Annotated in this window: 24 protein-coding genes and 1 pseudogene; 7 read left to right on the top strand and 18 right to left on the bottom strand. The window is 73.2% G+C overall.

Translation table 11 applies throughout. The features are described from left to right. Positions 1-16: 16 nt before the first annotated feature. Both ACZ56L_RS02215 and ACZ56L_RS02210 read left to right on the top strand, forming a co-directional pair. Positions 17-778 carry a ZIP family metal transporter gene (locus ACZ56L_RS02215; protein ID WP_471060556.1) on the top strand — a complete coding sequence of 254 codons (762 nt, stop codon included), beginning with the start codon at positions 17-19 and terminating at the stop codon, positions 776-778. 153 nt (positions 779-931) lie between these two features. Further along, entirely contained in the window at positions 932-1,810 is an 879-nt protein-coding gene (locus tag ACZ56L_RS02210) for a SigB/SigF/SigG family RNA polymerase sigma factor (RefSeq protein ID WP_471060553.1), read from the top strand. Between the two features lie 122 nt (positions 1,811-1,932). On the opposite strand, the gene ACZ56L_RS02205 is transcribed toward ACZ56L_RS02210, so the two are convergent. Then, a complete protein-coding gene (locus ACZ56L_RS02205; protein ID WP_401758805.1) occupies positions 1,933-2,307 on the bottom strand; it encodes a hypothetical protein in 375 nt (124 codons plus the stop codon). Positions 2,308-2,540: 233 nt separating this feature from the next. Between ACZ56L_RS02205 and ACZ56L_RS02200 the strand changes: the two genes are divergently transcribed. Further along, a complete protein-coding gene (locus ACZ56L_RS02200; protein WP_345218016.1) occupies positions 2,541-3,449 on the top strand; it encodes an endonuclease/exonuclease/phosphatase family protein in 909 nt (302 codons plus the stop codon). A gap of 65 nt (positions 3,450-3,514) precedes the next feature. Here the strand turns inward: ACZ56L_RS02200 and ACZ56L_RS02195 are convergent, their stop codons facing one another. The 8 genes and pseudogenes from ACZ56L_RS02195 to ACZ56L_RS02160 form a co-directional block, all read right to left on the bottom strand. After that, positions 3,515-3,772: a DUF5133 domain-containing protein gene (locus tag ACZ56L_RS02195; protein ID WP_345218013.1), complete on the bottom strand. Its 258-nt coding sequence runs from the start codon at positions 3,770-3,772 to the stop codon at positions 3,515-3,517. A gap of 184 nt (positions 3,773-3,956) precedes the next feature. Next, the gene (locus tag ACZ56L_RS02190; protein ID WP_345218011.1) at positions 3,957-4,571 is read right to left on the bottom strand and encodes a sugar kinase; all 615 of its coding nucleotides are present in this window, start codon (positions 4,569-4,571) and stop codon (positions 3,957-3,959) included. 116 nt (positions 4,572-4,687) lie between these two features. Then, positions 4,688-5,848: pseudogene (locus ACZ56L_RS02185) on the bottom strand (ROK family glucokinase); the annotation flags it as partial. A 245-nt stretch (positions 5,849-6,093) separates the two neighbouring features. After that, the gene (locus ACZ56L_RS02180; protein ID WP_471060548.1) at positions 6,094-6,954 is read right to left on the bottom strand and encodes an ATP-binding cassette domain-containing protein; all 861 of its coding nucleotides are present in this window, start codon (positions 6,952-6,954) and stop codon (positions 6,094-6,096) included. Next, positions 6,951-7,994, bottom strand: coding sequence for an ABC transporter permease (locus ACZ56L_RS02175; RefSeq protein ID WP_468683002.1), 1,044 nt, complete (start codon positions 7,992-7,994; stop codon positions 6,951-6,953). The genes ACZ56L_RS02180 and ACZ56L_RS02175 overlap by 4 nt, the downstream gene beginning before the upstream one ends. Next, positions 7,991-9,004, bottom strand: coding sequence for a sugar ABC transporter substrate-binding protein (locus ACZ56L_RS02170; protein ID WP_468683004.1), 1,014 nt, complete (start codon positions 9,002-9,004; stop codon positions 7,991-7,993). Before ACZ56L_RS02170 ends, ACZ56L_RS02175 begins: the two co-directional genes overlap by 4 nt. 110 nt (positions 9,005-9,114) lie before the next feature. Then, entirely contained in the window at positions 9,115-10,143 is a 1,029-nt protein-coding gene (locus ACZ56L_RS02165) for a substrate-binding domain-containing protein (protein WP_471060544.1), read from the bottom strand. A 108-nt stretch (positions 10,144-10,251) separates the two neighbouring features. Next, the gene (locus ACZ56L_RS02160) at positions 10,252-10,971 is read right to left on the bottom strand and encodes a GntR family transcriptional regulator (protein ID WP_345219046.1); all 720 of its coding nucleotides are present in this window, start codon (positions 10,969-10,971) and stop codon (positions 10,252-10,254) included. A 217-nt stretch (positions 10,972-11,188) separates the two neighbouring features. Between ACZ56L_RS02160 and ACZ56L_RS02155 the strand changes: the two genes are divergently transcribed. Continuing rightward, positions 11,189-12,187 (top strand): Gfo/Idh/MocA family protein, encoded by a 999-nt coding sequence (locus ACZ56L_RS02155; protein WP_471060541.1) that lies wholly within the window; start codon positions 11,189-11,191, stop codon positions 12,185-12,187. Between the two features lie 16 nt (positions 12,188-12,203). Here the strand turns inward: ACZ56L_RS02155 and ACZ56L_RS02150 are convergent, their stop codons facing one another. Further along, positions 12,204-12,863, bottom strand: coding sequence for an NAD(P)-dependent oxidoreductase (locus ACZ56L_RS02150; protein WP_468683010.1), 660 nt, complete (start codon positions 12,861-12,863; stop codon positions 12,204-12,206). A 122-nt stretch (positions 12,864-12,985) separates the two neighbouring features. Between ACZ56L_RS02150 and ACZ56L_RS02145 the strand changes: the two genes are divergently transcribed. Next, positions 12,986-14,011: a helix-turn-helix domain-containing protein gene (locus ACZ56L_RS02145; RefSeq protein ID WP_471060538.1), complete on the top strand. Its 1,026-nt coding sequence runs from the start codon at positions 12,986-12,988 to the stop codon at positions 14,009-14,011. Here the strand turns inward: ACZ56L_RS02145 and ACZ56L_RS02140 are convergent. The 4 genes from ACZ56L_RS02140 to ACZ56L_RS02125 form a co-directional block, all read right to left on the bottom strand. Continuing rightward, positions 13,995-14,390, bottom strand: coding sequence for a PaaI family thioesterase (locus ACZ56L_RS02140; RefSeq protein WP_345217989.1), 396 nt, complete (start codon positions 14,388-14,390; stop codon positions 13,995-13,997). The two genes, ACZ56L_RS02145 and ACZ56L_RS02140, sit on opposite strands and share 17 nt — an antisense overlap. Before the next feature lie 27 nt (positions 14,391-14,417). Further along, complete coding sequence (locus ACZ56L_RS02135; protein ID WP_401758789.1) at positions 14,418-15,611, bottom strand: cytochrome P450 family protein; 1,194 nt, start codon at positions 15,609-15,611, stop codon at positions 14,418-14,420. Positions 15,612-15,712: 101 nt separating this feature from the next. Then, on the bottom strand, positions 15,713-16,399 hold the full coding sequence (locus ACZ56L_RS02130; protein ID WP_471060535.1) for a response regulator: 687 nt from the start codon (positions 16,397-16,399) through the stop codon (positions 15,713-15,715). 49 nt (positions 16,400-16,448) lie between these two features. Beyond that, positions 16,449-17,693 carry a sensor histidine kinase gene (locus ACZ56L_RS02125; RefSeq protein WP_471060532.1) on the bottom strand — a complete coding sequence of 415 codons (1,245 nt, stop codon included), beginning with the start codon at positions 17,691-17,693 and terminating at the stop codon, positions 16,449-16,451. Between the two features lie 157 nt (positions 17,694-17,850). Here ACZ56L_RS02125 and ACZ56L_RS02120 point away from each other — a divergent pair, with 157 nt between their 5' ends. Then, positions 17,851-18,123, top strand: a complete 273-nt coding sequence (locus ACZ56L_RS02120) for a hypothetical protein (protein ID WP_471060529.1) — start codon at positions 17,851-17,853, stop codon at positions 18,121-18,123. A 24-nt stretch (positions 18,124-18,147) separates the two neighbouring features. Here the strand turns inward: ACZ56L_RS02120 and ACZ56L_RS02115 are convergent, their stop codons facing one another. Continuing rightward, positions 18,148-19,080, bottom strand: coding sequence for a DMT family transporter (locus ACZ56L_RS02115; RefSeq protein WP_471060526.1), 933 nt, complete (start codon positions 19,078-19,080; stop codon positions 18,148-18,150). A 332-nt stretch (positions 19,081-19,412) separates the two neighbouring features. Between ACZ56L_RS02115 and ACZ56L_RS02110 the strand changes: the two genes are divergently transcribed. Beyond that, positions 19,413-20,153, top strand: a complete 741-nt coding sequence (locus ACZ56L_RS02110) for an SDR family NAD(P)-dependent oxidoreductase (RefSeq protein WP_468683022.1) — start codon at positions 19,413-19,415, stop codon at positions 20,151-20,153. A gap of 14 nt (positions 20,154-20,167) precedes the next feature. On the opposite strand, the gene ACZ56L_RS02105 is transcribed toward ACZ56L_RS02110, so the two are convergent. From ACZ56L_RS02105 to ACZ56L_RS02095, 3 genes are all read right to left on the bottom strand, one after another. Next, positions 20,168-20,569: an STAS domain-containing protein gene (locus tag ACZ56L_RS02105; protein WP_471060522.1), complete on the bottom strand. Its 402-nt coding sequence runs from the start codon at positions 20,567-20,569 to the stop codon at positions 20,168-20,170. Between the two features lie 468 nt (positions 20,570-21,037). Beyond that, a complete protein-coding gene (locus ACZ56L_RS02100; RefSeq protein ID WP_471060519.1) occupies positions 21,038-22,702 on the bottom strand; it encodes a PP2C family protein-serine/threonine phosphatase in 1,665 nt (554 codons plus the stop codon). A 393-nt stretch (positions 22,703-23,095) separates the two neighbouring features. Next, entirely contained in the window at positions 23,096-23,572 is a 477-nt protein-coding gene (locus ACZ56L_RS02095; protein ID WP_380836637.1) for a MarR family winged helix-turn-helix transcriptional regulator, read from the bottom strand. Positions 23,573-23,706 lie beyond the last annotated feature (134 nt).

Here is a 23,706-nt window from a genome sequence, read left to right as displayed (position 1 = left end):
GACACAGAGGCATGGAGTGAGCGAGGTCGTGGTGGCAGGTGCGTGGGAGGCAGGCGGCTGGGGGCTGTTCGCGGGGGCGGCCCTGGTGCTGGGGGCCGCGGTCGGGACCCTGGTGCGGGTACCGCCACGGTGGGTGGCCCTGATCATGGCGTTCGGCAGCGGAGTCCTCATCTCGGCCGTCGCCTTCGATCTGGTGGCCGAGGCGAAGGAGCAGGGCGGCCTGCTCCCCACGGTCGCGGGCGCGGTGGCGGGCGCGGCGGTGTACTCCGGGGCGAACGTCCTGCTGGCCCGGCGTGGGGCGCGGCACCGCAAGCGCTCCGGGGACCGGCAGCCGTCGGAGGAGCAGCAGCCGGGTTCCGGCGGCGCGCTGGCGCTGGGGGCACTGCTCGACGGGGTGCCGGAGTCGGTGGTCATCGGGACGAGCCTGCTGGGCGGCGGGCAGGTGGGGGTGGCGACGGTGGCGGCCGTCTTCATCAGCAACGTGCCGGAGGGGCTGGCCAGTGCGGCCGGGATGAAACGGGCCGGGCGCAGCCGCCGCTACGTCTTCCTCCTCTGGTCGGCCATCGCCGTCGTGAGCGGACTGTCCGCGCTCGCGGGGTACACCCTGCTGGGCGGGGCCCCCGACGCGGTGCTGGCCGCGATCACCGCGGTCGCGGCCGGGGCGATCCTCGCGATGATCGCCGACACCATGATTCCGGAGGCGTTCGAGGAGGCGCACCTCCTGACGGGGCTCACCACGGTGCTGGGGTTCCTCACCGCGTTCACGCTGTCCCACTGAGGCTCCGGGCAGCCCACCAGGTCGCTTTGGTCCGATTCTTCGAGTTCACGCACAGAGTGGGCATTTGCACATTTTTCGTAGGAAAAGTGTGATGTACCCATCTCGGGGGCACCTTCCGCTCCGTTGGCAGGGATCACGAGCGAAGGAAGCGTGATGAACGCAGATGTGCGGCGGGCGGGGAAAGCGACGGTGCGGGGAGCGGGGTCCCGGCAGGCGGACCTGCCGCGCCGCGACGAACAGGGGCGCAATCCCCCGGCAGACGCCCGCGAAGTGTCGCGGCTCCTCTTTCTGCGCCTGCACGAGCTGGAGGAGGGGACGCCCGGCCACAGTTACGCACGCAACACCCTCATCGAAATGCACCTGTCGCTGGTGCACTACACCGCGCGCCGGTTCCGCCGCCGGGACAGCGAGGACATGGAGGACGTCGTCCAGGTCGGCATCATCGGGCTGATCAAGGCGATAGACCGCTTCGACCTGTCCCGCGAGACGGAACTGACCTCGTTCGCGATTCCCTACATATCCGGCGAGATCAAGAGGTTCTTCCGGGACACCACGTGGGCCGTGCACGTGCCCCGTCGGCTGCAGGAGCTGCGTACCGAACTGGCCAAGGCGAAGGAGACGCTGGCCGTGCGTCTCGACCGTGACGCCACCATCGCCGAACTCGCCGACTTCCTGCACCTCACCGAGGCCCAAGTGACCGAAGGCGTCCTGGCGGCGAGCGCCTACACCGCGCACTCCCTCGATCTGCCCGTGGACGGCAGCGGGGGCGACGGAAGCGAATCGGCGGGCACCCACGCGGATTTCGTCGGCGTGCCCGACCGCGACATCGAGCTCTTCGAGAACCTGCACAGCCTGGCGCCCCTCCTCGCCGAGTTGAGCGACCGCGACCGTCGCCTGCTGACGCTGCGCTTCGGCCACGACCTCAGCCAGGCGGAGATCGGCAGAGCGCTGGGCATCTCCCAGATGCAGGTCTCCCGGCTGCTGGCCCGCGTCCTCGGCCGGCTGCGCGCCGGAATGCACGCCCACGACTGACACACGACTGACAGGGGGCCGGCCCCACGGGCGGGACGGCCGCAGTGGTACGGGAGGCTCCACGGTCGGTGGCGGGCCGCATGGTGCGCCACCGGCCGCGGAGCCCGCGCGCGCGTCGGCTGCTACGGGGTGAGGGACAGAGACCCGCTGCAGGCCGCCGTGGTGAGTTCCGGCGAGTCGATGCGTACCCGGTACGTTCCTTCGGGCATCGCGGGCACGGCCACCGCGACCTGGCAGGCCCTCGGGTCGACCAGGGTCGCCAGCGTCACCACGGGCTGCCAGCCGCCCGGCGTCGGCTTCTCCAGGAGCACCTTGCACGGGTAGTCCAGCGCCCCCGTCACCTGCCAGCGCACCACGCACCGTTCGACACACCGCCAGTGGGCGCCCGACGCGGGGGTTTCGATCCGGATGGCTTCCTCGACGGCCTTCCGCTCCCCCGGGTCCGGATGTCCGGCCAGGGTCCGCATCCGGTTCCTCAGTGCTGCGACCCAGTTCATACTCCTCCGTCAGACCATCGTTGGGGCAGGGGCACTCAGTGGGGTTCCCGGCATCCGGGAGCACATCCGGGTCCAAAGTCCCGACCGGTGAGGCGCCCGTGCATCCGGGTGCGCGGAGGGGCGACTGAGTCATTCGTGTGGCGTGCGGCGGCGGGCCGATACCGGGGCGCGGCCGGGGGACATACCCCCAGGGAGCACCCCTCTCCTTCTTCCTTCCGTGCACCGGAGGTCCCATGCGTCGCCCCGTCACACTCCTCAGCCTGCTCTTCGCCGGGCCGGCCCTGCTCGGTTTCGCCCCCGCCCCACATGCCGTCACCGCGCCCCCCGCAGCCACGGAGGTGCGCGTTCTGACGTACAACATCTGCGGGGCCTCGTGTCCGGACAGCCAGGGGTACGACAACCGGCGCCGCCTCGACGTCGTGGTCGACGAGGCTGTCGGTGCGCGCTGGAAGGCCGATCAGGTGCACCTCCAGGAGCTGTGCCGGGGCCAGTACGACGAGCTCGTGAACCGGCTCGGACCTCATGGCTTCACCGGGCACTTCACCACGACGGAGGGCAACCGCGCCTCCTGCGAGAACAAGGACTACGGCGTCGGCGTTCTGGTGCGGGGCACGGTCAGGGACACCCGGGTGCTCGACCTCACCCAGGGCGGGGAGAAGGAGAAGATCAAAGTTCCCTGCGTACGCAGCGTCCTGCGGGGCCACGACAACTGGGCCTGCTCCGTGCACCTGTACTGGAACGAGAAGGAGATCCGCGAGGGCGAGGCCCGCCGACTCGGCCGGCAGGCGCGGGCGTGGCAGCACCAGGGCACCCCGGTCGTCCTGGCCGGCGACTTCAACGCCAGCCCCCTGGCCCGCGAGATGGGCGAGTTCTACACGCCGGAGGCGGGCGGGGGGCACGGCCGGTTCGTCGAGGGCGACGAGCGCGACAAGCGGTACTTCGACCGCAGGGCCTGCGACCCGGCGCAGCACACGCGGTGCCGGTCCGGCGAGCCCACGTTCCAGCGCAAGAAGATCGACTACGTCTTCTTCAGCGACGGCGACTTCCGGAACGTGAAGGCCGACGTGCGGAAGCAGGACCGCGAGGTCTCCGACCACCGGCTGCTGTCGGCGACCGCGACCTGGACCAAGCCGGGGTCCTGAGGCCCTCCGGACCCGCGCCCCGGGACCGCCCCGCGCCCGGCCTCGGGGTCAGGCCGCCATCGGGTTCAGGCCGCCATCGGCAGGCTCTCACCGGACCGCTCGGACGCGGCCGGGGTGGCCGGGAGTTCGGCCGGCGCCAGCATGTGGTCCGCCGCCGCGAGCGCGTCCCGGACGTCCCTGGTTCCCGTCATCACACACAGCGTGTAGGCGAGGTCACGGAGCTCCTCCTCGGTGCCGGGCCGCGCGTGCTGGGCGTGCGCGACACGGGCGTCGGCGAACCGGGCGAGGAGGGTACGGAGGGTCTTGAGATCGGGCACCAGCACGTTCGTTTCCTTGCCGTGAGAGGGAAGCGGAGTCCTTCGACGCTCATTGAGTGCCCTGCAATCGCGACCGCATTCCTCGCGAAACGTACTTTTGTCATAGCGCGGTGGCCCCCACTGCCCGGAAGGACGGCGCGTTCTCCTGCTCCCCGCCGGCGCCGGGGCGCCGCCCCGTCAGGGGGAGGAGTCAGGGCGTGGCGGTGGAGACCGCGTACACCCAGGGGCGTTGGGGGATGGTGCGGTCGACGGTGATGTCCACGGTGGGCAGCGGCTTCTGCTGCGCGTAGACCAGGCCGGACCACTTGCGGCGCGGGGTGAAGACCCAGCCGACGGTGGCGCGGTCGTGCGGCTTGATGGTGACCTCGCCCTCCTTGAGGGCGGCGGTGGAGGTGCCCATGTCCTTGAGGAAGGTGTCCAGGTCGGCGGGGGTGGTGGCCCACCGCGCGTACAGCCGGTTGGTCTTCCAGTTGTTGGTCTCGTAGTAGGCGAGGTTCTGCGCCATCAGCGGGATCGGCAGGTGGTAGATGCGGCGCTGCACCTGGGAGGGCCAGCCGACGGTGAGCCCCGCGTTGGCGGCCTCGCGCTCCTTGTTCACGCCGCCCTCGCGGCTCTGCTCGGCGGAGACCAGCAGGTACCCGGCGGGGATGCCGATGAGCAGCACGATGATGGCCAGGGTGAGGGTGCGGCGCACGATGACGTGACGGCGGGTCTCCGGCGGCTTGGCCTTCTTGCCCCTGCCGTCGCGCCCGGGGCCGTGGGGGGCGTCCTGGGAGGGGGTCTGGCGCGGAATCGCTGATGTCATTCGGTGGTTCCCTGGGCGTTCTCGGCGCGGTCGGAGGGGGGTGCGGTGCCGGGCGCCGTCCGGTGCGCGGGGGCCGGAGCGGTCGCTTCCCCTTCCACGGTACGTTCCGGGCCGCCCGGCGCGGCGGCGGCAGCCGGGGTCGTGGCCGTCCGCAGGACCTGGGCGTAGCGCTCGTACCGTTCGTGACGCTCCACCCGCCGCCGGTTGGCGCGCCGGAAGCGGCGGGCGACCAGGCGGGCGAGGTCGGCGGCGCCCACCATGCCGGCCTCGGGGCCGAGCTGCGCCTTGGCGATCCGGGCCTCGGGGCGGTAGCCGCGGCCGGTGAGGTGGCGGCGGAAGGCGTCCCTGGCGGGGCCGATGAGGAGGTCGTCGGCGGCGCTGACGCCGCCGCCGATGACGAAGCAGGACGGGTCGAGGGCGGCGGCGAGGTTGGCGATGCCGACGCCGAGCCACTGGCCGATGTCCTGGAGCAGCTCGACGCACATGGCGTCGCCGCCCCGGGCCAGCTCGGTGATGAGGGGGCCGGTGATCTCGTGGATGTTGCCGCCGACGCGCTCGATGAGGTGGTACGCGACCGGGGAGTCGGCGGCGGCCAGCTCGCGGGCCTCGCGGACGAGGGCGTTGCCGGAGCTGTACTGCTCCCAGCAGCCTCGGTTCCCGCACGGGCAGCGGTGGCCGCCGGGCACGACCTGCATGTGCCCGAACTCGCCGGCGACGCCGTACTCGCCCCGCTTGACCTGGCCGTCCTCGAGGATGGCCCCGCCGATGCCGGTACCGAGGGTGATCATGACGAGGTGGTCCTCGCCGCGTCCGGCGCCGAAGCGCCACTCCGCCCAGGCGGCGGTGTTGGCGTCGTTGTCGACGAGGACGGGGACCGCGAGGCGGGCGGAGACCGCGTCGCGCAGGGGTTCGTTGCGCCAGGCCAGGTGCGGGGCGAAGAGAACCTTGTTGCGGTCGGCGTCGACCCAGCCGGCCGCGCCGATGCCGACCGCGTGGACGTCGTGCCGGTCGGAGAGGTCCAGGACCAGTTCGACGATGGTGTCCTCGACGACCTTGGGGCTCTTGGACTTGTCCGGCGTCTCGGTGCGCAGGGTCTCCAGGATGTTTCCGTCGGCGTCCACGACGCCCGCCATCACCTTCGTGCCGCCGATGTCGATGCCGACGGTGGGCACGCGGGGCGCGGTGAGGTGGGAGCGGCGCTCGCGGGGTCCCACGGTGCGCAGGACGGTGGCGCGGGCGGCGCCGCGGTTCGCGAAGTCGCGGTAGCTGCTGCTCATGTCCGGGAGCCTTCCGCGTGGGGCGTCCGGGAGGGGCGGGGGGAACGCACGAGGGGGATCGTCCCTGCGGGGTGTCGGGGGGCCGGCGGCTCGGGGCTGGGCCGATGTGCCGGCGGCGGACGGCGCCCGCCGTCGCCGATTCTGCCATCCGTGGGCATGAGGAACCTGTCCGGGCGGGCGTCCGGGGGGCCGCCACGGGGTGCTCCGCGTGCGTTCCGGCGGGCCCCCGGACGGTGCCGCGAGGGCTACGGCCCGGACTTGCCGGCCGCGGGGTCGACCGGGTGGCCGCCGACCCGGGCGGGGGCCGGGGCCCGTTCCAGTTCGTGGCTGAGCTCGTCGAGTTCGCTGCCGCCGGCCATCTGCCGGGTGAGTTCGTCGAGGGTGGTGTCCTGCTTCGTGCTGCTGCCGGACATGGCGCCCCGCTTGAGGAGGACGAAGCGGTCGCCGACGAGGTGGGCGTGGTGCGGGTTGTGTGTGATGAGCACGACACCCAGGCCGGCGTCACGGGCGGCGGCGACGTACTTCAGGACCACCCCGGACTGCTTGACGCCGAGCGCGGCCGTCGGCTCGTCCAGGACGAGGACCTTCGCGCCGAAGTGCACCGCGCGGGCGATGGCGACGCACTGCCGCTCGCCGCCGGAGAGGGTGCCGATGGGCTGGTCGACGTCGCGCAGGTCGATGCCCATGCGCAGCAGCTCGGCGCGGGTGGTCTCGCGCATGTACGCGACGTCCAGCCGGCGGAGGGGACCGCGGCCCCTGGTGGGCTCGGAGCCGAGGAAGAAGTTGCGCCAGACCGGCATCAGCGGGACGACCGCGAGGTCCTGGAAGACGGTGGCGATGCCCCGGTCCAGGGCGTCGCGCGGATTGACGAGGGTGGTCTCCTCGCCCTCGATGCGGAAGGTGCCCGCGTCGTGCTGGTGCAGCCCGGCGATGATCTTGATGAGGGTGGACTTGCCCGCGCCGTTGTCGCCGAGGACGCAGGTGATCTCACCCGCGTGGACCTCCAGGGAGACGCCTTCCAGGGCCTTGATGTTGCCGTAGAACTTCGAGACGCCGTCGAGCTGGACGAGCGGGGTTCCGGGTGTCTGCTCCGCGACCGTGCTCATGACCGTGCCTCCGCGCGCTTGCGTACCCATGCGTTGAGCAGGGTGGCCAGAAGGAGCATCGCTCCGAGGAAGAACTTGAACCAGTCGGGGTTCCACTCCGCGTAGACGATGCCCTTGCTCGTCATGCCGAAGATGAACGCGCCGACCGCCGAGCCGATCGCGGAGCCGTAGCCGCCGGTGATCAGGCAGCCGCCGATGACGGCCGCGATGATGTACGTCAGCTCGTTGCCGACGCCTTCGCCGGACTGCACCACGTCGTAACTGAACAGCAGGTGCTGGCCCGAGACCCAGGCGGCGAAGGCGACGCCCATGTAGAGGCCGATGCGGGTCTTGTCGACGGGGACGCCGGTGGCGCGGGCCGCGTTCTTCTCGCCGCCGACCGCGAAGATCCAGTTCCCGGCGCGGGTGCGCAGCAGGATCCAGGTGGCCAGGGCGATCAGCACGAACCACCACAGGATGGTGACCTTGAGGTTCACCGGGCCGACGGTGAGCTGCGAGGCGAAGACGGCCCGGGCCGACTCGAAGCCCTCCATGTCGCCGATGGCCTTGGTGGAGACGGTGCCGCTGATGAGCTTGGTGAGGCCGAGGTTCAGGCCGGTCAGCATCAGGAACGTACCGAGCGTGATGATGAAGCTGGGCAGCCTGGTGCGGGTCAGCATGAAGCCGTTGAAGACGCCGATCAGCAGCGTGACCAGCAGCGACACCAGGACGCCTACCCAGACGTTGGCGGTCATCTGGTAGCTGAACATCGAGGAGACCAGCGCGGAGCTGGTCACCATGACGCCCGCCGACAGGTCGAACTCGCCGCCGATCATCAGCAGCGCGACGGGCACGGCCATGATGCCGATGGTCGACGCCGCGTACAGGACGGTGCCGAGGCTGGAGGCGCGCAGGAAGCTGTCGGCGGCGATCGCGAAGAACAGGAACACCGCGATCGCGCCGACGACCGAGCCCAGCTCGGGGCGGCCCATCAGCTTGCGCAGGGGCGAGGAGTGGACGAGGCGCTCGTCGGCCTCCGCATCCGGTGCCGGTGTGGTCATCGGGTCCCCCGCTTCGTGTACGCCTTCAGCTCGGCCGCGTCGTCCTTGGTGATGATCTGCGGGCCGGTCAGGACGGGCTTGCCGCCGCCGAGCATGTCCGCGTTGTAGCGGTAGAGCCAGAGCAGGTCCACGGCCTCGTAGCCCTGGAGGTACGGCTGCTGGTCGACGGCGAAGCCCAGGGTGCCCGCGGCGAGGGAGTCGGCGACCTTGGCGTTGAGGTCGAAGGTGTCGACCTCGGCCGCGCTGCCGGCCTGCTGCTTGGCCTGCACGGCGGCGTCCGCGAAGGGGGCGCCGAGGGTGACGACGGAGTCGATGTCCTTGGTGGTCTGGAGCTTGGCCTCGATGGACGCCTGGACGTCGGGCATGTTGGTGCCGTCGACGTAGAGGTTCTCGACCGTCCCCCGGAAGGACTTCTTGACGCCCTCGCAGCGCTGCTCGTGGCCCACGTTGCCGCGCTCGTGCAGCACGCACAGGGCCTTCTTCTTCGAGCGCCCGGTCAGCTCCTCGCCGACGGCCTCACCGGCGATCCGCTCGTCCTGACCGATGTGGGTCAGCGCCCCGAAGGCCTTGGACTCCTCGGTGCCGGAGTTGATCGTCACGACCGGGATCCCGGCCTTCCTCGCCTTTGCCAGGACGTCCTTCATGGCGTCCGGCTTGGCGAGCGTGACGATCAGCCCGTCGACCTTCTTGTCGATGTACGTGTCGACGAGCTGGGCCTGCTGCTGGGCCTCCGCGTTGTTCGCGTAGAGGAAGTCGATGTTGTCCTTGACGGCGGCCTGCTTGGCCCCGTTCTGCACGATGTCCCAGAACGTGTCGCCCGCACCCGAGTGGGTGACCATGGCGAAGGTCCACCTGGGGGTGTTCACCGCGGCCCTGCCCTGGGCGGCGGCCGCGGCCGCGCGCTCCTCGGCCCGCTTGCCACCTGTGCTGCTGCAACCGGTGAGGGAGACCCCGAGCACCGCCGCCAGCACGGCGCCCAGCGCGCGTACCCCTGTCCGAACCCTTGCCACGACGTCGTGCCCTTCTCGCTGTACTCCTGGGTGCGGCCGGGGGGTGTTGAGCCAGACCCCGGCCGCCCAAGTATCCGGCATGGGGGTCCGTCGTGTGGTCGGCGGGTACGTCATCGGGTGCCGCGGGCGGTGTATTTCTCCAGCGCCGGTACGTCTTTTCCGGTGACGACGGCGGGTCCGGTGAGGACGGGCCGGCCGCCGCCGAGGACGTTGCCGTTGGTGCGGTTGAGCCAGATCCCGTCGACGGCGAGGTAGCCCTGGAGGTAGGGCTGCTGGTCGACGGCGAAGCCGACCGCCTTCGACTTCAGGCTCTTCACGACGGCCGCGTTCAGGTCGAAGGTGTTGACCTCGGCCGTGCTGCCTGCGCCTTCCTTGGCCTTCACCGTTGCGTCCGCGAAGGGCGCGCCGAGGGTGACCACGACGTCGATGTCCTTGGTCGCCTGGAGCTTGGCCTCGATGGAGGAGGTGGTGGCGGGCATGTTCGTGCCCTCCACGGTGAGGTTCTCGACCGTGCCCCTGAAGGTCTTCCGGACGCCCGCGCAGCGTTCCTCGAGGGAGACGTTGCCCTGCTCGTGGATCACGCAGAGGGCCTTCTTCCGGCCGCGCGTGTTGAGCTCCTCGCCGACGCCCTCACCGGCGACGGCCTCGTCCTGGCCGATGTGGCCGAGGGCGCCGAGGGCCCGGGAGTGGCGGCCGCCGGAGTTGATGGTGACGACGGGGATGCCGGCCGCGACGGCCTTCTTCACGGCCGCGCCGACCGCCTCGGGCTTGGCGAGGGTGACGACGATGCCCTGGACCCTCTGGTCGACCGCCGCCTCGATGAGGGAGGCCTGCTCCTTGCCCTCCTTGTCGGCGGAGTAGAGGAACTCGACGTTGTCCTTGGCGGCGGCGGCCTTCGCGCCGCTCTGCACGATGTCCCAGAAGGTGTCGCCCGCGCCGGCATGGGTGATCATCGCGATCTTCATGCGGGGGGTGTCGGCGGCCCTGCCGTCCGCGCCCCGCCCCGGGGGCGGCTTCTCCTCGGAGCCCTTGCCGCCGGAGCCGCTGCATCCGGTGAGTCCGGTGAGGACGAGCGCCGCCGCGGCCAGGACCACCGCCCCGCGGGGTGCTCTGCCGGTCGTCTGACGAGTGGTACGCATCGTGGGCCCGCCTCGTGTCCCCCGCCGCCCGGTTGCGGCTGGGGGAGTTCTAACGGGGGGCGTGCGACGGCGTCAATGGTTCGTCCGGACATTCGCCGGGTGCGCACGTCACGTCCGCACGAGGAGCTGGAAGTCGAAGGCGTACCGGGACGCCCGGTAGAGGTGCGAGCCGAACTCGACCGCGCGCCCCGCCCCGTCGAAGGTCCGCCGCTCCATGGTGAGCAGCGGCGCGCCCGTGTCCTCCCCGAGGAGCTTGCCCTCCGCCGCCCCGGCCGCCCGCGCGCCGACGGACTGGCGCGCGCTGTGCAGGGTGATGCCGGCGGCGCGCATCAGCCGGTACAGGCCGGTGGACTCCAGCTCTGCGCTGTCGAGGGGCAGCAGACCGGGCGGGAGGTGGTTGCGGAGGTACGCCATGGGCTCACCGTGCGCCGAGCGGAGCCGGTCGACGCGGTGCACCTCGGCCCCCTCGGCGAGTCCGAGCGCGGCGGCGACGGGGGCGGCCGCGGGCTCGACGGCGTTGTGCAGGACCAGGGTGGTCGGGCGCTGGCCGGCCGCCTCCAGGTCGTCGTACAGGCTGCTCAGCGCGAGGGGGCGTCTGACCTGGCTGTGCACGACCTGGGTGCCCACGCCGCGGCGGCGCACCAGGAGCCCCTTGTCGACGAGGGACTGGATGGCCTGGCGGACGGTGGGGCGGGACAGGCCGAGGCGGGCGGCGAGCTCGACCTCGTTGCCCAGGCGGCTGCCGGGCGACAGCCGCCCCTTCTCGATGGCGGCTTCGAGCTGCTGGGAGAGCTGGTAGTAGAGCGGGACCGGGCTGCTGCGGTCCACGCCGAGTCGCAGGGCGGCGGTGGGGTCGGTCGCGGGTTCCGGCACGGGTTTCGGCACGGGGCGAGCGTAGTGCCGGAGACGGGTGCGTCATCAAGTCCCATTGTCCGTATGTCCTGTTGACGGCACGTCCTGCTGTCCGTACGGCGCGTTGTCCGCACGTCCTGTTGTCCGGACAATGTTCTTGACAGGGCCCGGGGGCTGTTATCGGCTGGGCCGCATGCGTATCGGACTCATGGGCACGGGCCGCATCGGTTCCTTCCACGCCGGGGTGCTGTCCCGGCACCCCGCGGTGGGCTCGCTGGTGCTGGCGGACGCGGACGCCGGGCGGGCGGCGGAGGTGGCCGCGCGGGTGGACGCCGAGTTCACCCCCGCGGAGGACCTGTTGACCGGTCTTGACGCGCTGGTGATCGCGTCGGCGACGGCCGCGCACGCGGAGCTGATCGGGCGGGCGGCGCGGGCCGGGCTGCCGGTGTTCTGCGAGAAGCCGATCGCCGTCGACCTGCCGGGCACGCTGGAGGCGCTGCGCGAGGTGACGGCGGCGGGCACGGTGCTCCAGCTCGGTTTCATGCGCCGCTTCGACGCCGGGTACGCCGGCGCGCGGGCTCGGGTGCGCGCCGGGGAACTGGGGCGGCTGCACACGGTCCGTACCGTCTCCTCCGACGCGGCGCCGCCGCCCGCCGCGTACCTGCCGCTCTCCGGGGGCCTCTACCGGGACTGCCTGGTGCACGACTTCGACATCCTGCGCTGGGTGACCGGGCGTGAGGTGACGCAGGTGTACGCGGTCGGGTCGGCGGCCGGGCCGGAGATGTTCGCGGCGGCGGACGACGTGGCGACGGCCGCCGCACTGCTGACGCTGGACGACGGAACGCTCGCCACGGCGACCGCGACCCGCTGCAACGGCGCCGGGTACGACGTCCGCATGGAACTGGCGGGCGACGTGGCCCAGGTGGCGGTCGGCCTGGACGACCGCACCCCGCTCACCTCCGTCGAGCCCTCGGGCCCGCCCGCCCCGGCGAAACCGTGGTCCGGGTTCCTGGAGCGGTTCGCGCCCGCGTACGAGGCGGAACTGGACGCGTTTCTCGCTGTCGTACGGGGGCTGCGGCCGAACCCGTGCGACGGGCGCGAGGCGCTGGAGGCGCTGCGGGTGGCGGAGGCGTGCGAGGTGTCGCGCCGGGAGGGGCGGGCGGTGCGGCTGGCGGAGATCCCGGACCGGTGAGCGACCGACGCGGGGTTCAGTAGCCGACGGTGAACCGCTCCCCCACGTGCTGCGGGCGCTCGATCTCGTCGAGCAGCGCGACCGCGTAGTCCTCGGCGCTGATGCGGCTGGCGCCCTCGGCGTCCAGTACCAGGTTGTCGGTGTCGGTGCGGTAGACGCCGGTGCGCTCGCCCGGTTCGATGAGGGCGGCGGGGCTGAGGCTGGTCCAGCGGACGTCGGTCACGGTGCGCAGGAAGTCGAGGGCGTCGCCGTGCGCGTGCATGATCTGCAGGACGGGCTCCGGGAGGCCCTCGGCGTCCCAGACCTGCTTGCCGTCGGGGGTGCGCAGCGAGCCCGCGCCGCCGACCATGATCAGGCGGGGTGCTTCGGCGCCGAGCGTGCGCACGCCTCCCACCAGGGCCTTCGCCGAGGGCTGGACGGTCGCGAGGTGGCCGGGGCCGTCCCCCTGGCCGCCACCGACCGCGCTGACCAGCACGTCCTGGCCGGTGGCCGCCTCGGTGACGGAGGTCGGGTCCAGGACGTCGCCGACCACGACGGCGAGGTTCTGGTGCTGCTGGTCCGCGAGCTTCGCGGGATCGCGGACGACGGCGGTGACATGGTGGCCGCGGTCGAGGGCCTCGCGCAGGATGCGCTTGCCGATGGTGCCGGTGGCTCCGAAGAGGGCGATCTTGGCCATGGGGGGTCCTTCCGAGAGGGCTGTCCGGGATGGTGAATTTCCGGGCTCAGCGCCCGGTGATCTCTTGTCGCCCCTCCAACATAGGAGGTGACGGGCGCGAATGCCGGGTACGCTCGGGACACATGGTGGTGAAAAAACGACAGTCGGACCCGTCGGGCACTCCCGGCATCCCCGAGGTCCGGTTCCACGCGCCCGGCGGGGCGCCGGCCGGGGTCGAGGTGCTGACCCTGGCCGCGCTGCGCGCGAATGCCTGTGCCGACTCGATCGCGGCGACCCACCGCCCCGACTTCCACCACCTCCTCCGCCTGGAGCGCGGCGACCTCCCCCTGATGGTCGACTTCGCGTCGTACCGGGTCCGGCCGGGCGAGTGGCTGTGGGTGCGGCCGGGGCAGGTCCACCGCTGGGACGGCCTGTACGGGGCGGAGGGCACGCTCGTCCTGTTCGAGGCGGGCTTCCCCGATCCGGCGACCAGCGCGGCCGCCCGCCTCGACGACCCCTTCGGGCCGACGGTGCGCCGGCCCGGCGCGGCGGCCGCCGAGGCCGCCGGGCGCGCGCTGGAGCACCTGCACGCGGAGTACCGCGCGCTGCGGGACGCGGGGACGGGCCCCGGCCTCCCGCCGGACCCGGGCACGGCCCCCGGGCTCCCGCCGGACCTGGGAGCCGATCCCCGACTCCCGCCGGACGCGGAGGCGGAGTCCGGCCTCCCGCTGGACGCCCACCTCTCCGTGCTCCGCCACCTCCTGGCCGTCCTGCTGTTGCGCCTCGCGCCCGTCGGGGAGTCCGCGGCGGGCTGCGCCGAACCGGACGCGTTCCTGCGCTTCCGGGCCGCCGTGGAACGGGACTTCGCGCGCACGCGGCGGGTCGACGACTACGCCAGGGAACTGGGGTACGCGCCGCGCACCCTGTCGCGGGCGACGCTGTCGGCGGCCGGGGTCGGCGCGAAGGAGTTCATCGACCGGCGTGTGGTGCTGGAGGCCAAGCGGCTGCTCGCGCACAGCGACCACAGCGCGTCCCGGGTGGCGGCGCTGCTGGGCTTCCGGGACGCGGCGAACTTCGGGAAGTACTTCCAACAGCGCACTGGGGAGAGCCCGTTGGGGTTCCGGACCACGGCCAGGGGCGGAGGCCCCGGGCCTACGTCCGCACGGTGAGGACGGTGCCCTGGGCCACCGCGCACAGGGTCTCGGCGCCGCCCGCGTCCGCCACGTACAGCTCGCAACGGCACACCGCCTGACGTCGCCCGCCGTGCAGGGTGGAGGCGCGGGCGATCAGGGTGGGGCCGGTGGCCGGACGGATGTACTGGATGGAGAATCCGCCGGTGAGGACGGCGGGACCGAGGGCGGAACCCGCGGCGAAGGTGAGGGCGTTGTCGGCGGCGTAGGCGAGGACCCCGCCGTGCAGGAAGCCGTTCTGCTGGCGCAGGTCGTCCCGGGCGTCCAGCTCCAGCACGGCTTCACCGCCGCCGAACGCCGTGACGCGGGCGCCGAGCAGGACGCTGAACGGCTGTGCCGCCAGAGTCTTCTGAGCCATCGTCAGATCGAAGGTCCCGGTCACGCGTCACCACCGGACCGGCAGTTCGCGGACGCCCCGGATGAGGAGTCCGGGCAGCCAGTCGAGCGTGCCGGCGCCGGGGTCGAGCGCCAGGTCCGGGCAGCGTTCCAGCAGCGTGCGGATGGCGATGCGGCCCTCCAGGCGGGCCAGCGGGGCGCCCACGCAGAAGTGGATGCCGTGCCCGAAGGCGAGGTGGCCCTGCGGGGCGCGGCGGATGTCGAAGCGGTCGGGGTCCGGATAGCGGGCGGGGTCGCGGTCGCCGGCGGCCAACGAGACCAGCACGGGCTTGCCCGCCGGAACGGGGACCCCGGCGAGCTCCAGGGGCTCGCGGGTGAAGCGGAAGGTGGCGTTCTCCACCGGGCCCTCGTAGCGCAGCATCTCCTCCACCGCGCCGTCCAGCAGGCCGTCGAAGTCGGCGCGCAGCGCGGCGAGTTGGTCGGGGTGGGAGAGCAGGGCGCGGACGCCGTTGGAGATCAGGTTGACGGTGGTCTCGTGTCCGGCGACGAGCAGCAGGAAGGCCATGCCGACGAGTTCGTCGGGCGACAGCCGGTCGCCGTCCTCGTCGCGGGCCCGGATGAGGTCGCTCATCAGATCGCCCGCGGGCGAACGGCGCTTGTCCTCGATCAGCTCGACGAGGTAGGCCCCCATCTCGCCCACGGCGGCGACGCTCGCCTCGGTGCCGGTCGGCGCGACGACCTCGTTGGACCAGGCGCGGAAGCGGTCGCGGTCCAGGTCGGGGACGCCGAGGAGCTCGCAGATGACGGTCATCGGCAGCGGGAAGGCGAGCGCGTCGATCAGATCGGCCGGCCCGTGCGAACTCCCCTTCGCCAGCAGGGAGTCGACGAGGTCGTCGGTGATCTGCTGCACGCGCGGCCGCAGCGCCTCGACGCGCCGCACGGTGAACTCGCGGGCGACCAGCTTGCGCAGCCGGGCGTGCTGCGGCGGGTCCGTCTCCAGCATGTTGCTGCTCATGGGGGACGCCTGCTCCGGGTCCCAGAGTTCGGAGTTGCGCCAGTTCTTGGAGAGCCGGGGGTCGGCGAGGGCCCTGCGGCCCTCCTCGTACCCGACGACGAGCCACATCTCGTCCACGTCGGCGGTGCGGACGTGGTGCACGGGTCCGGCTTCGCGGAGCTTCTCGTAGTACGGGTACGGGTTCGCCGTGAAGGCCTCGGTCTCGTCCCGCAGATCCACGATCGCCATGGTTCGCCTCTCCGTCGAGCCGGGTCCCGCCCCTCGGTCCGGCTTGCGGATCAGCCTACGTCGCCGCCCTGTCGGACCGGCGTCAGCCCTCGGGCCGTGCCTCAGAGCTCCTGCGCGGAGTCCAGGAGCCCGGCGTCGTGGGCGAGCAGGGCGATCTGGACCCGGTTGTTCAGGCCGAGTTTGGCGAGGATGCGGGAGACATGGGTCTTCACGGTGGGAACGCTCATGTACAGCCCGGCGGCGATCTCGGCGTTGGAGCTGCCGCGGCCGACGGCGACGGCGACCTCGCGCTCGCGTTCGGCGAGCAGGCCCAGCCTCGCCCGGGCACGCCCCTTGCGGTCCTCGGCGCCGCCGGCCGCGGCGACATGGGTGATGAGCTGCTGGGTGACGGCCGGGGACAGCACCGGGTCGCCCGCGGCCACGCGCCGTACCGCTGCGACGATCTCGGCGGGCGGGGTGTCCTTGAGGACGAACCCGGCGGCGCCGGCGCGCAGGGCACGCAGCACCTGTTCGTCGGCGTGGAAGGTGGTGAGGACGACGACCTCGGGGGCGCCGGGCCGGGCGCGCAGCTCCTCGGTGGCGGTGAGGCCGTCGACGACCGGCATCCGGATGTCCATCAGGACGACGTCGGGCGCCGACTCGGCCACCGCCTGCGGGACTTGGGAGCCGTCACTGGCCTCGCCGACGATCTCGATGCCGTCGGCGCCGCCCAGCATGAAGGTCAGTCCGGCGCGCACCAGCGGGTCGTCGTCGACGAGGAGCAGCCGGATCGGGGTGGTGCTGGTCATGGCGCTCCCGGCGGTCGGAGTGCTCCCGGCGGTCGGAGCGGGTCGGTCGTCATGGTGCCCACGGTAGCCAGGCGGTGATCCGGAACCCGCCGTCGGGTTCGAGACCGTGGTCGAGCCGGCCGCCGGCGAGCTGGGCGCGCTCGGTGAGGCCGATGAGTCCCTGTCCCGAGCCGGGGACCCGGGGCACGTCGCCGTCGGGGGCGGGGTTGTGGACGGTGACCGTGACGCCGTCGCCGGCGCGGCCGGTGACGGTGACGGCGACCTCGGCCCCGGGGGCGTGCTTGCGGGCGTTGGTGAGGGCTTCCTGCGCGATGCGGTAGACGGTGCGGCCCACGGCAGCGGGAACGGCGTCCGGGTCGGCGATGCGGTTGTCGAGGGTGGCCTTCGCACCCGCCTCGCGGGACTCGGCGACCAGGGCGTCGAGGGTGGCGAGGGTGGGCTGCGGGCGGTCGTCGTCCGCGGCGCCCGGGCTGCGCAGGACGCCGATGATCTCGCGGAGGTCCTGGAGGGCCTCGTGGGCGCTGTCGCGGATGACCCCGGCGGCGCGGGCGACCTCGGCGGGCGGGGCGTCGGGCCGGAACTCCAGGGCCCCGGCGTGCACGCTCAGCAGGGTCAGCCGGTGCGCGAGGACGTCGTGCATCTCGCGGGCGATGGCCTCGCGGGCGAGCCGCTGGGCCTGTTCGGCCCGGAGCGCGGCCTCGGTCTCGGCGCGTACGGTGCGCTCGCGCAACGAGAGGACGAGCTGGCGGCGGGCGCGGACGAACATGCCCCAGCCGAAGATCAGCAGCGTGAAGACCAGGGTGACGACGACGGCCACGCGGAAGGAGACGGCGGGGTCGGGGCGCACCAGCGCCTGGAGGACGCCGACGGCGATCCCCGCCGCCGACAGCGGGCCCGCCACCTTGAACGGGCGGTGCACGGTCACCCCGAACAGGGCGATGCCCATGGCCCCGGAGGCGGCCGGCACGGCGACGGACAGCACGGTCAGCGCCAGGGCGACCGCGGTGGGCCAGCGCCGCCGCAGCCACAGGGCGCAGCAGGCCAGCGCTCCGAGGACCTGGTCGAAGACCAGCACGAGCCGGCTGTCGCCGAGCCCGGAGGCGTCCTCGACCGCCGCGAGTCCGATGGCGGCCGCGATCAGGAACATCAGGAGGTCGACGACCCAGTCCCGCAGGGTCCGGCGCGGGCGGACGGCGCCCTGGCCGGCCGGGGCGGGGGTGCGGTCCGGCCGGGCGTGCGGCTCCGGGCCGCCCATCGCCGACGGCAGCAGCCACCGGTACTCCTGTTCGCTCATACGAACAAAACTACGCAGGCGGGAGCGGTGCCGGCCGCCGTGCGGCGTGGGCAGCGACCAAAGTCGGGCAACCGGCGACTTCGGACGGGGAGGCGGCTCCGGTGGACCGCCCTGAGGACGATGGCGGGGACCGTCCCCGCCACCCAGACTCGGGGCCATGAAGCGAATCTTCGAGGCCGCCGGTTTCCTGCTGACGCTGTGCGGCGTGGCCGGACTCGTCCATGAGTGGTTCGACTGGTTCAAGCTGCTGCAGGTCGTGGACCGGCTGGGCTGGTTCGAGGGGTACGAGGTCTACGCGAACATCGTGATCGCGGTGGTCGGCATCGTGCTGATGGTCGCGTCGGAACGCGTCGGGCGGGCCGGCGGGAGCGGCGGCCGCAGCCCGAGCGTCGTGACCCGCAGGGCCCCGGGGGGCGACGGGACTCCCTGACCCCGCCACCGAACCGCCGAGTCCTCAGTCCGTACGGTCCCGGCCCGACGCGCGCCTCCCCCAGGCGGTGCCCGCCAGCACCAGGACGCCGCCCAGCAGCCCGAGCGCGCCCAGCCGCTCCCCGCCGAGGGCGATGCCGACGGCCGCCGCCCACACGGGTTCCGTACCGAGCAGCAGGCTCACCCGGGACGGCGAGGTCCTGCGTACCGCCCACATCTGCACGGCGAACGCGAACAGCGTGCAGAACACGGCCAGGAACAGCAGCCCCGCCCACTCCCCCGCCCCGAACCCCGCCGCCACGCTCCAGGGCGCGGGCCCGGTTCCGGGCGCTGCGGCCAGCACCGCGAACACCGCCGTCGCCGCCCCCAGTTGGACGGTGGTCAGGGACAGCGCGTCGGCGCCCCGGACCGCCGGGACGCGGGCCATGAGCAGCACGTGCGCGGTACGGGCCAGGGCGGCCAGCAGCATCAGCAGGTCACCGAGGGACGGGGCGGTGAAGCCGCCGCCCTGGGTGAGCAGCACCACGCCCAGCACGGAGAGCCCCGCCGCGGCCAGGAACCCCCGGGACGGCGCGGTCCTGGTGACGGCGGCCTCGGCGAGCGGGGTGAAGATCATGGTGAGGCTGATGATGAGGCCCGCGTTGGTCGCCGAGGTGTGCACGACGCCGTAGGTCTCCAGCAGGAAGATCCCGCTGAGGACCAGTCCGAGGAGCCCGGCGCCCCGCCACTGCGCCGCGCTGAGCGCCCGCAGCCTCCGGCGTCCCACGACGGCGAGCACGGGCAGCACGATCGCGAACCGGAGCACCAGCACCGCGACGACGGTCTGCGCGGTGGTGATCCCCTTGGCGGCGAGGTAGCTGGAGCCCCACACCGCGGCCGCCGCCAGCACGGGCAGATCGGCGTACCGGGCCGATCGGGCGGGCGCGGGGGTGCGGACGGCGGTCGGTGCGGCGGCCACGGCGAGGTCTCCAACGGGCGGGACGGTGTGGAGACTTCGGCGGCTCGCACGCGGAGCGCTCACCGTACTCGGTGGCCGATCGCCCCGGGAAGGGAGGTTCCAGCAGGCGGACGGGGCCGCCAGGACCCCTCCCCGGCCGTCCTTCCGGGCCCTTTCGTCGTACGGGGCGTCCTCGTGGGCGGTGGGAAGCCCGCCGCCGGGACCGGCGCCGAGGAGGTGGAGTCGATGTCCGAATGGCGCCAGCACGGAAGGCGGCCCGGACGTTTCCTTGAACACGCAAGCACCGCTTCGGGCATGCGACTCATGCGACACATCAGGAAGAGGACGACGCGATGTCGACGACCATCAGCAGGACCGCCCTGGTCACGGGCGGCAGCCGGGGCATCGGGGCGGCCGTCGCCCTGCGGCTGGCCCAGGACGGGGCCGATGTGGCGATCACCTACGTGGCGGGGGAACGGGCGGCGCAGGACGTGGTGCGGAAGATCGAGGCCGTGGGCCGACGGGCGCTCGCGGTACGGATGGACGCGGCGGACCCGGAGTCGGTCACCTCCGCCGTGGCGACGGCCGCCGACGCCTTCGGGCGGCTGGACGTGCTGGTCAACAACGCGGGCATCGGCGTGCTGGGCCCGGTCGAAGCGCTCACGCTCGCGGAGGTGGACCGGGTTCTGGCGGTCAACGTACGGGCGGTCTTCCTGGCCTCCCAGGCGGCGGCGGCCGTGCTGGAGGACGGGGGCCGGATCATCTCCACCGGCTCCGCGCTCACCCGCTACACGGGCGGGCCGGGCTGCAGCCTCTACGCGATGAGCAAGTCCGCGCTGACCGGGCTGACCAAGGCCCTCGCCAGGGAGGTCGGCGACCGGGGCATCACGGTCAACCTCATCCACCCGGGCGCGGTCGACACGGACATGAACCCGGCGGACGGCCCGAACGCCGAGCCGCAGCGGGCGAACACGGCGATCGGCAGGTTCGGCCGGCCGGAGGAGGTGGCGGCCCTGGTCTCCTTCCTGGCGGGCGACGAGGGCGCCTACATGACGGGAGCGGAACTGGTGATGGACGGAGGCCACGCGGCGTAGCGGGCCGGTCGTCACTAGTCGGCGGAGGCGGCCGAGGAGCGGGACTCGCGTTCCGGCCCGGCCGCGGCCGCGGCGCGGGTGGCGGCGAAGTGGGCGGCGACGCCGGTCAGTTCGAGGATGTGGCGGAGGTGGTCACCGGCGCCCTGGAGGACCAGCGCCACACCGGCCCGGGTGGTGTGGCGGTGGGCCATGATGAGCGCGGACAGGCCGGAGGAGTCGAACACGCCGATCCCGCTCAGGTCGAGGATCAGTTCGGAGCCCCGGGGGAGGTCCGGCAGGACGTCCAGGACGGCCGCGCGCAGCAGTTCGGCGGTGACGAAGTCGCAGTCGCCACGGAGCTCCAGGACCGTCTCCCGCTCGCCGGTGAGCCGGTTCTCGTTCTGCCGGGCGGTGATGTCGAGGGGGGAGCCGCTCATCATGTTCGGAAGGCGCTTTCCGTGTTCGGCCGCAGCGCGGGCCGGGGGTGGTGGGCAGGGACGGGGTTCGGGGCGCGGGGCGCGGGTTCACCGCTGCTGCGGTCGCCCGCCGACGGGCGGGGCCTGCTCGGGCACGCCGCTCGGCCGACGTGGCGGCCGGGGCACGGGGCCCGGCCCGTAGCGCGCGGACGGTCTGCGGCGGGTGCGACGTACGTGACGTGTGCGGCGAGCACGACCCGTACGCCGTACGAGACGTGTGCCGCGAGCGCGACCCGCGCGTCGTATGGGACCCGTGCACCGTACGAGACCTGTGCGGCGAGCGCGAGTACGGCGGGCCCGCACCGCGCCCGCGAGCCCGCACCGCGCCCTCCGCGCACGCCGGGTCCGCGAGACGTGCCGGACGCGTGAGGCATGCCGGACCCGTGGGGCGTGCTCCGTCCACGTGCCGGGCGCACTGCGACATCCCGGTCAGCCGGTGAAGCGGCCGCGGCCGGTGCCGTTGACCATGCTCAGGTGGGTGCCGCGCGGGGCGGCGATGCCGAGGAGGGCGATGTCGTCGTGCTCCCGGGTGCCGAGCCACTGGGTGGTGAGGCTCTCGACCCGTTCGATCACCGCCTCCACCGGCATGCGCGCGCACTCCGAGAGGGCGGCGCGCAGCCGGTCGTCGCCGAGCATCTCCCTGCCGTCCGGCCCGCCCCTCGCCTCCGTGACGCCGTCGGAGTAGAGCAGGCAGACGTCGCCCGCGCGCAGGACCGTGCGGCATGTGCGGGTGGTGATCGTCGGGAGCGCGCCGATGAGGGTGCCGCCGGTGGGGATCTCCTCGATCGTTCCGTCGGCGCGCACGACGAGCGGCCGCGGGTGTCCCGCGGCGGTCAGCCGCAGCGCGACCTCGCCGTGGGCCAGCGGGGTGGCCCCGGCCAGCACCATGGTGGCGAACCGGCTGTCGGTGTCCTCCAGGAGCGTGGAGTTGAGGAGCCCCAGCAGGCGGCCGTGGTCGCTCTCCAGGTGCCGCAGGGCCGAGAGGGTGTTGCGGATCTTGCCGGTGAGGACGGCGGCCTTGGCGCCCTTGCCGCAGACGTCGCCCAGGACGAGGAAGGTCTCGTCGCCCGGGTCGGTCCCCGGGTGGACGTCGTAGAAGTCGCCCCCGATCAGGTCGGTGGCCCTGGACGCCCGGTAAGTGGCGGCCAGGTCGAGGCCGCTGGAGCGACGCAGGACCGGAGGCAGCAGCGAGCGCTGGAGGACCGCCGTGGTCTCGGCCTTCTCCGCGTACAGGGCGGCCGCGGAGACGGCCGCCCCGGCCCGTGCCGCGAAGACGCGGGCGAACACCTCCTCGTCCTCGTTGAAGACCGGGGTACGGGTGCGCCGCAGCAGGACCAGCGCTCCGGCGGGCACCCCGTTGCCCGGCATCGGCGTGACGAGGACCGAGCCCAGCGGCCCGAAGCCGTCCGGGACCAGCCAGCCGGGGGCGAGTTCGGGGTCCAGCCAGCGCGCCGGCAGGGGCGGGAAGCCGGCCAGGGCGTCGGCGAGCCCCGGGACCTCGGCGACGTCCTCGCCGAGGACGCGCTCCTCCGTGACCCGGCCGTCGACGGCCGAGGTGAACCACATGCGGCGTGCTCCCGTCCCGGCGACCACGACCGCCGCGTCGGCCATCCGCTCGCTGGCCAGTTCGGCCGCCGCCTGCACCGACTTGCGCCAGTTCAGCGAGGTCAGCAGCCGGGCGGAGGCCCTGGCGAGGAACTCGGCGCGTTCCCGTTCCTCCTGCCAGCGGCGCTGCCAGACGAACTCGCGGGTGACGTCGTCCAGCAGCCAGGCCCCGTACCCGTCGGGCAGCGCCAGCCGCCGGGCCGTCATCTGCCGCGCTCCGACGATTCCTCGGGCCTCGGGCAGCAGTCCGTCCTGGGCGTCGGCCAGCCAGCCAGGGACCCGCGGCCGGTTCAGCGGCTCCGCCTCACGCAGCAGGGGGAAGAGGATGCGCGCCGCTTCGTTGAGCAGACGGACCAGCCCGGCTCCGTCCAGCATCACGACGGCGCCGAGCCCGCTCTCCACCAGGGCGTGCGCCTGCGCCGCACCGGGTGCGGTGACGGGAGGCGCGCCTTCGGCGGGGCGGTCGGTGGAGCGTGGGAAGGAAGTCACAACGGAAGACGAAGCCCACGACGGCCTCGGCCGTGCGGCCCCTGTCACCCTCTCCGAGCTATCGGGATATCGTGGCGCGACGACAATTGTTGTCGCGCGGCAACCGTCTCGCGTTCGGTAGCCGCCTGGCAAGCGGAGCCCACAGGACCTTCACAATGAATACCGAACTGTCCGGTCATATCGGGACGTTCCGCACCATCGTATGCACGGGTTCCACACACCGGATACGATGCGCGCGCGGACCGGCTAGCCGGCTTGTCACCGGGCGGAAGCTCGCAGCAGTCGGGAGAGGCAGGAACCGTGATGCAGAAGACCGGTGTCTCCGCGGGTGGTTCCACCACCTTCCGCGGCGACCGCCCGGGCACCCCGCGGCGCCCCCGCCAACGCACTCCGCTACGCGGTCCGTGCGGTCCCGCCCGGGTGGGCGCCCGTCGCCGGGCCGACGTCCCCGGCCAGCGGCCAGGTGCGTCCCACGATGCCCGTCTCCACGGCCGCCCGGAACTCGCCGAGCCCGTGGATGAGCGCCTCCCGCGCCGACGGCGGCATCGCCGCGACCGCCGCGACCAGCGCCTCTTCACGCCGGGCACGCAGATCGCGCAGGTAGCTGCGCCCGGGGGCGGTGAGCCGCAGCTCCACTTCGCGGCGGCTGACCAGGCTGGCCGAGCGCTTCACGAAGCCCAGCGCCTCCAGCCGGTCGCAGAGTCTGCTGACCGACGGCGGCGCGGCGCCCAGCACCGTGCCGAGGGTGCGCAGGTTGATGCCCTCGGCCCGCTCCAGGATGTGCATCACGCGCAGTTGCGAAGACGAGACCGGCGCCGGGGAGACCGCGTCGCGGCCCCGCTCCCACAGCACTTCCAGCAGTGCGATCACCTCGCAGGCCGCGCCCGCGACGGCCTCGGCGGCAGCCGGGGCCCGGTCGGCTGCCGCGTCCGGCGCACCCGCGGCAGCGGCCACCGGAGCCGGGGCGCCCGGGGCGCTCTCGCCGCGGCGGTGTGAGCCCTGGA

The sequence above is a fragment of the Streptomyces sp. NPDC039736 genome, from assembly GCF_055596485.1.
Note: the sequence above shows the minus strand (reverse complement) of the source record. Positions and strands in the feature narration are given on the sequence as shown.

Coding starts and splice junctions, on each gene's coding strand:
- ACZ56L_RS02110 (WP_468683022.1), top strand. CDS start 19,413: ATGTCGACGACCATCAGCAGGACCGCCCTGGTCACGGGCGGCAGCCGG.
- ACZ56L_RS02190 (WP_345218011.1), bottom strand. CDS start 4,571: ATGACATCAGCGATTCCGCGCCAGACCCCCTCCCAGGACGCCCCCCAC.
- ACZ56L_RS02125 (WP_471060532.1), bottom strand. CDS start 17,693: ATGAGCGAACAGGAGTACCGGTGGCTGCTGCCGTCGGCGATGGGCGGC.
- ACZ56L_RS02145 (WP_471060538.1), top strand. CDS start 12,986: ATGGTGGTGAAAAAACGACAGTCGGACCCGTCGGGCACTCCCGGCATC.
- ACZ56L_RS02210 (WP_471060553.1), top strand. CDS start 932: ATGAACGCAGATGTGCGGCGGGCGGGGAAAGCGACGGTGCGGGGAGCG.
- ACZ56L_RS02155 (WP_471060541.1), top strand. CDS start 11,189: ATGCGTATCGGACTCATGGGCACGGGCCGCATCGGTTCCTTCCACGCC.
- ACZ56L_RS02205 (WP_401758805.1), bottom strand. CDS start 2,307: ATGAACTGGGTCGCAGCACTGAGGAACCGGATGCGGACCCTGGCCGGA.
- ACZ56L_RS02165 (WP_471060544.1), bottom strand. CDS start 10,143: ATGCGTACCACTCGTCAGACGACCGGCAGAGCACCCCGCGGGGCGGTG.
- ACZ56L_RS02130 (WP_471060535.1), bottom strand. CDS start 16,399: ATGACCAGCACCACCCCGATCCGGCTGCTCCTCGTCGACGACGACCCG.
- ACZ56L_RS02140 (WP_345217989.1), bottom strand. CDS start 14,390: ATGGCTCAGAAGACTCTGGCGGCACAGCCGTTCAGCGTCCTGCTCGGC.
- ACZ56L_RS02105 (WP_471060522.1), bottom strand. CDS start 20,569: ATGAGCGGCTCCCCCCTCGACATCACCGCCCGGCAGAACGAGAACCGG.
- ACZ56L_RS02135 (WP_401758789.1), bottom strand. CDS start 15,611: ATGGCGATCGTGGATCTGCGGGACGAGACCGAGGCCTTCACGGCGAAC.
- ACZ56L_RS02150 (WP_468683010.1), bottom strand. CDS start 12,863: ATGGCCAAGATCGCCCTCTTCGGAGCCACCGGCACCATCGGCAAGCGC.
- ACZ56L_RS02175 (WP_468683002.1), bottom strand. CDS start 7,994: ATGACCACACCGGCACCGGATGCGGAGGCCGACGAGCGCCTCGTCCAC.
- ACZ56L_RS02200 (WP_345218016.1), top strand. CDS start 2,541: ATGCGTCGCCCCGTCACACTCCTCAGCCTGCTCTTCGCCGGGCCGGCC.
- ACZ56L_RS02180 (WP_471060548.1), bottom strand. CDS start 6,954: ATGAGCACGGTCGCGGAGCAGACACCCGGAACCCCGCTCGTCCAGCTC.
- ACZ56L_RS02120 (WP_471060529.1), top strand. CDS start 17,851: ATGAAGCGAATCTTCGAGGCCGCCGGTTTCCTGCTGACGCTGTGCGGC.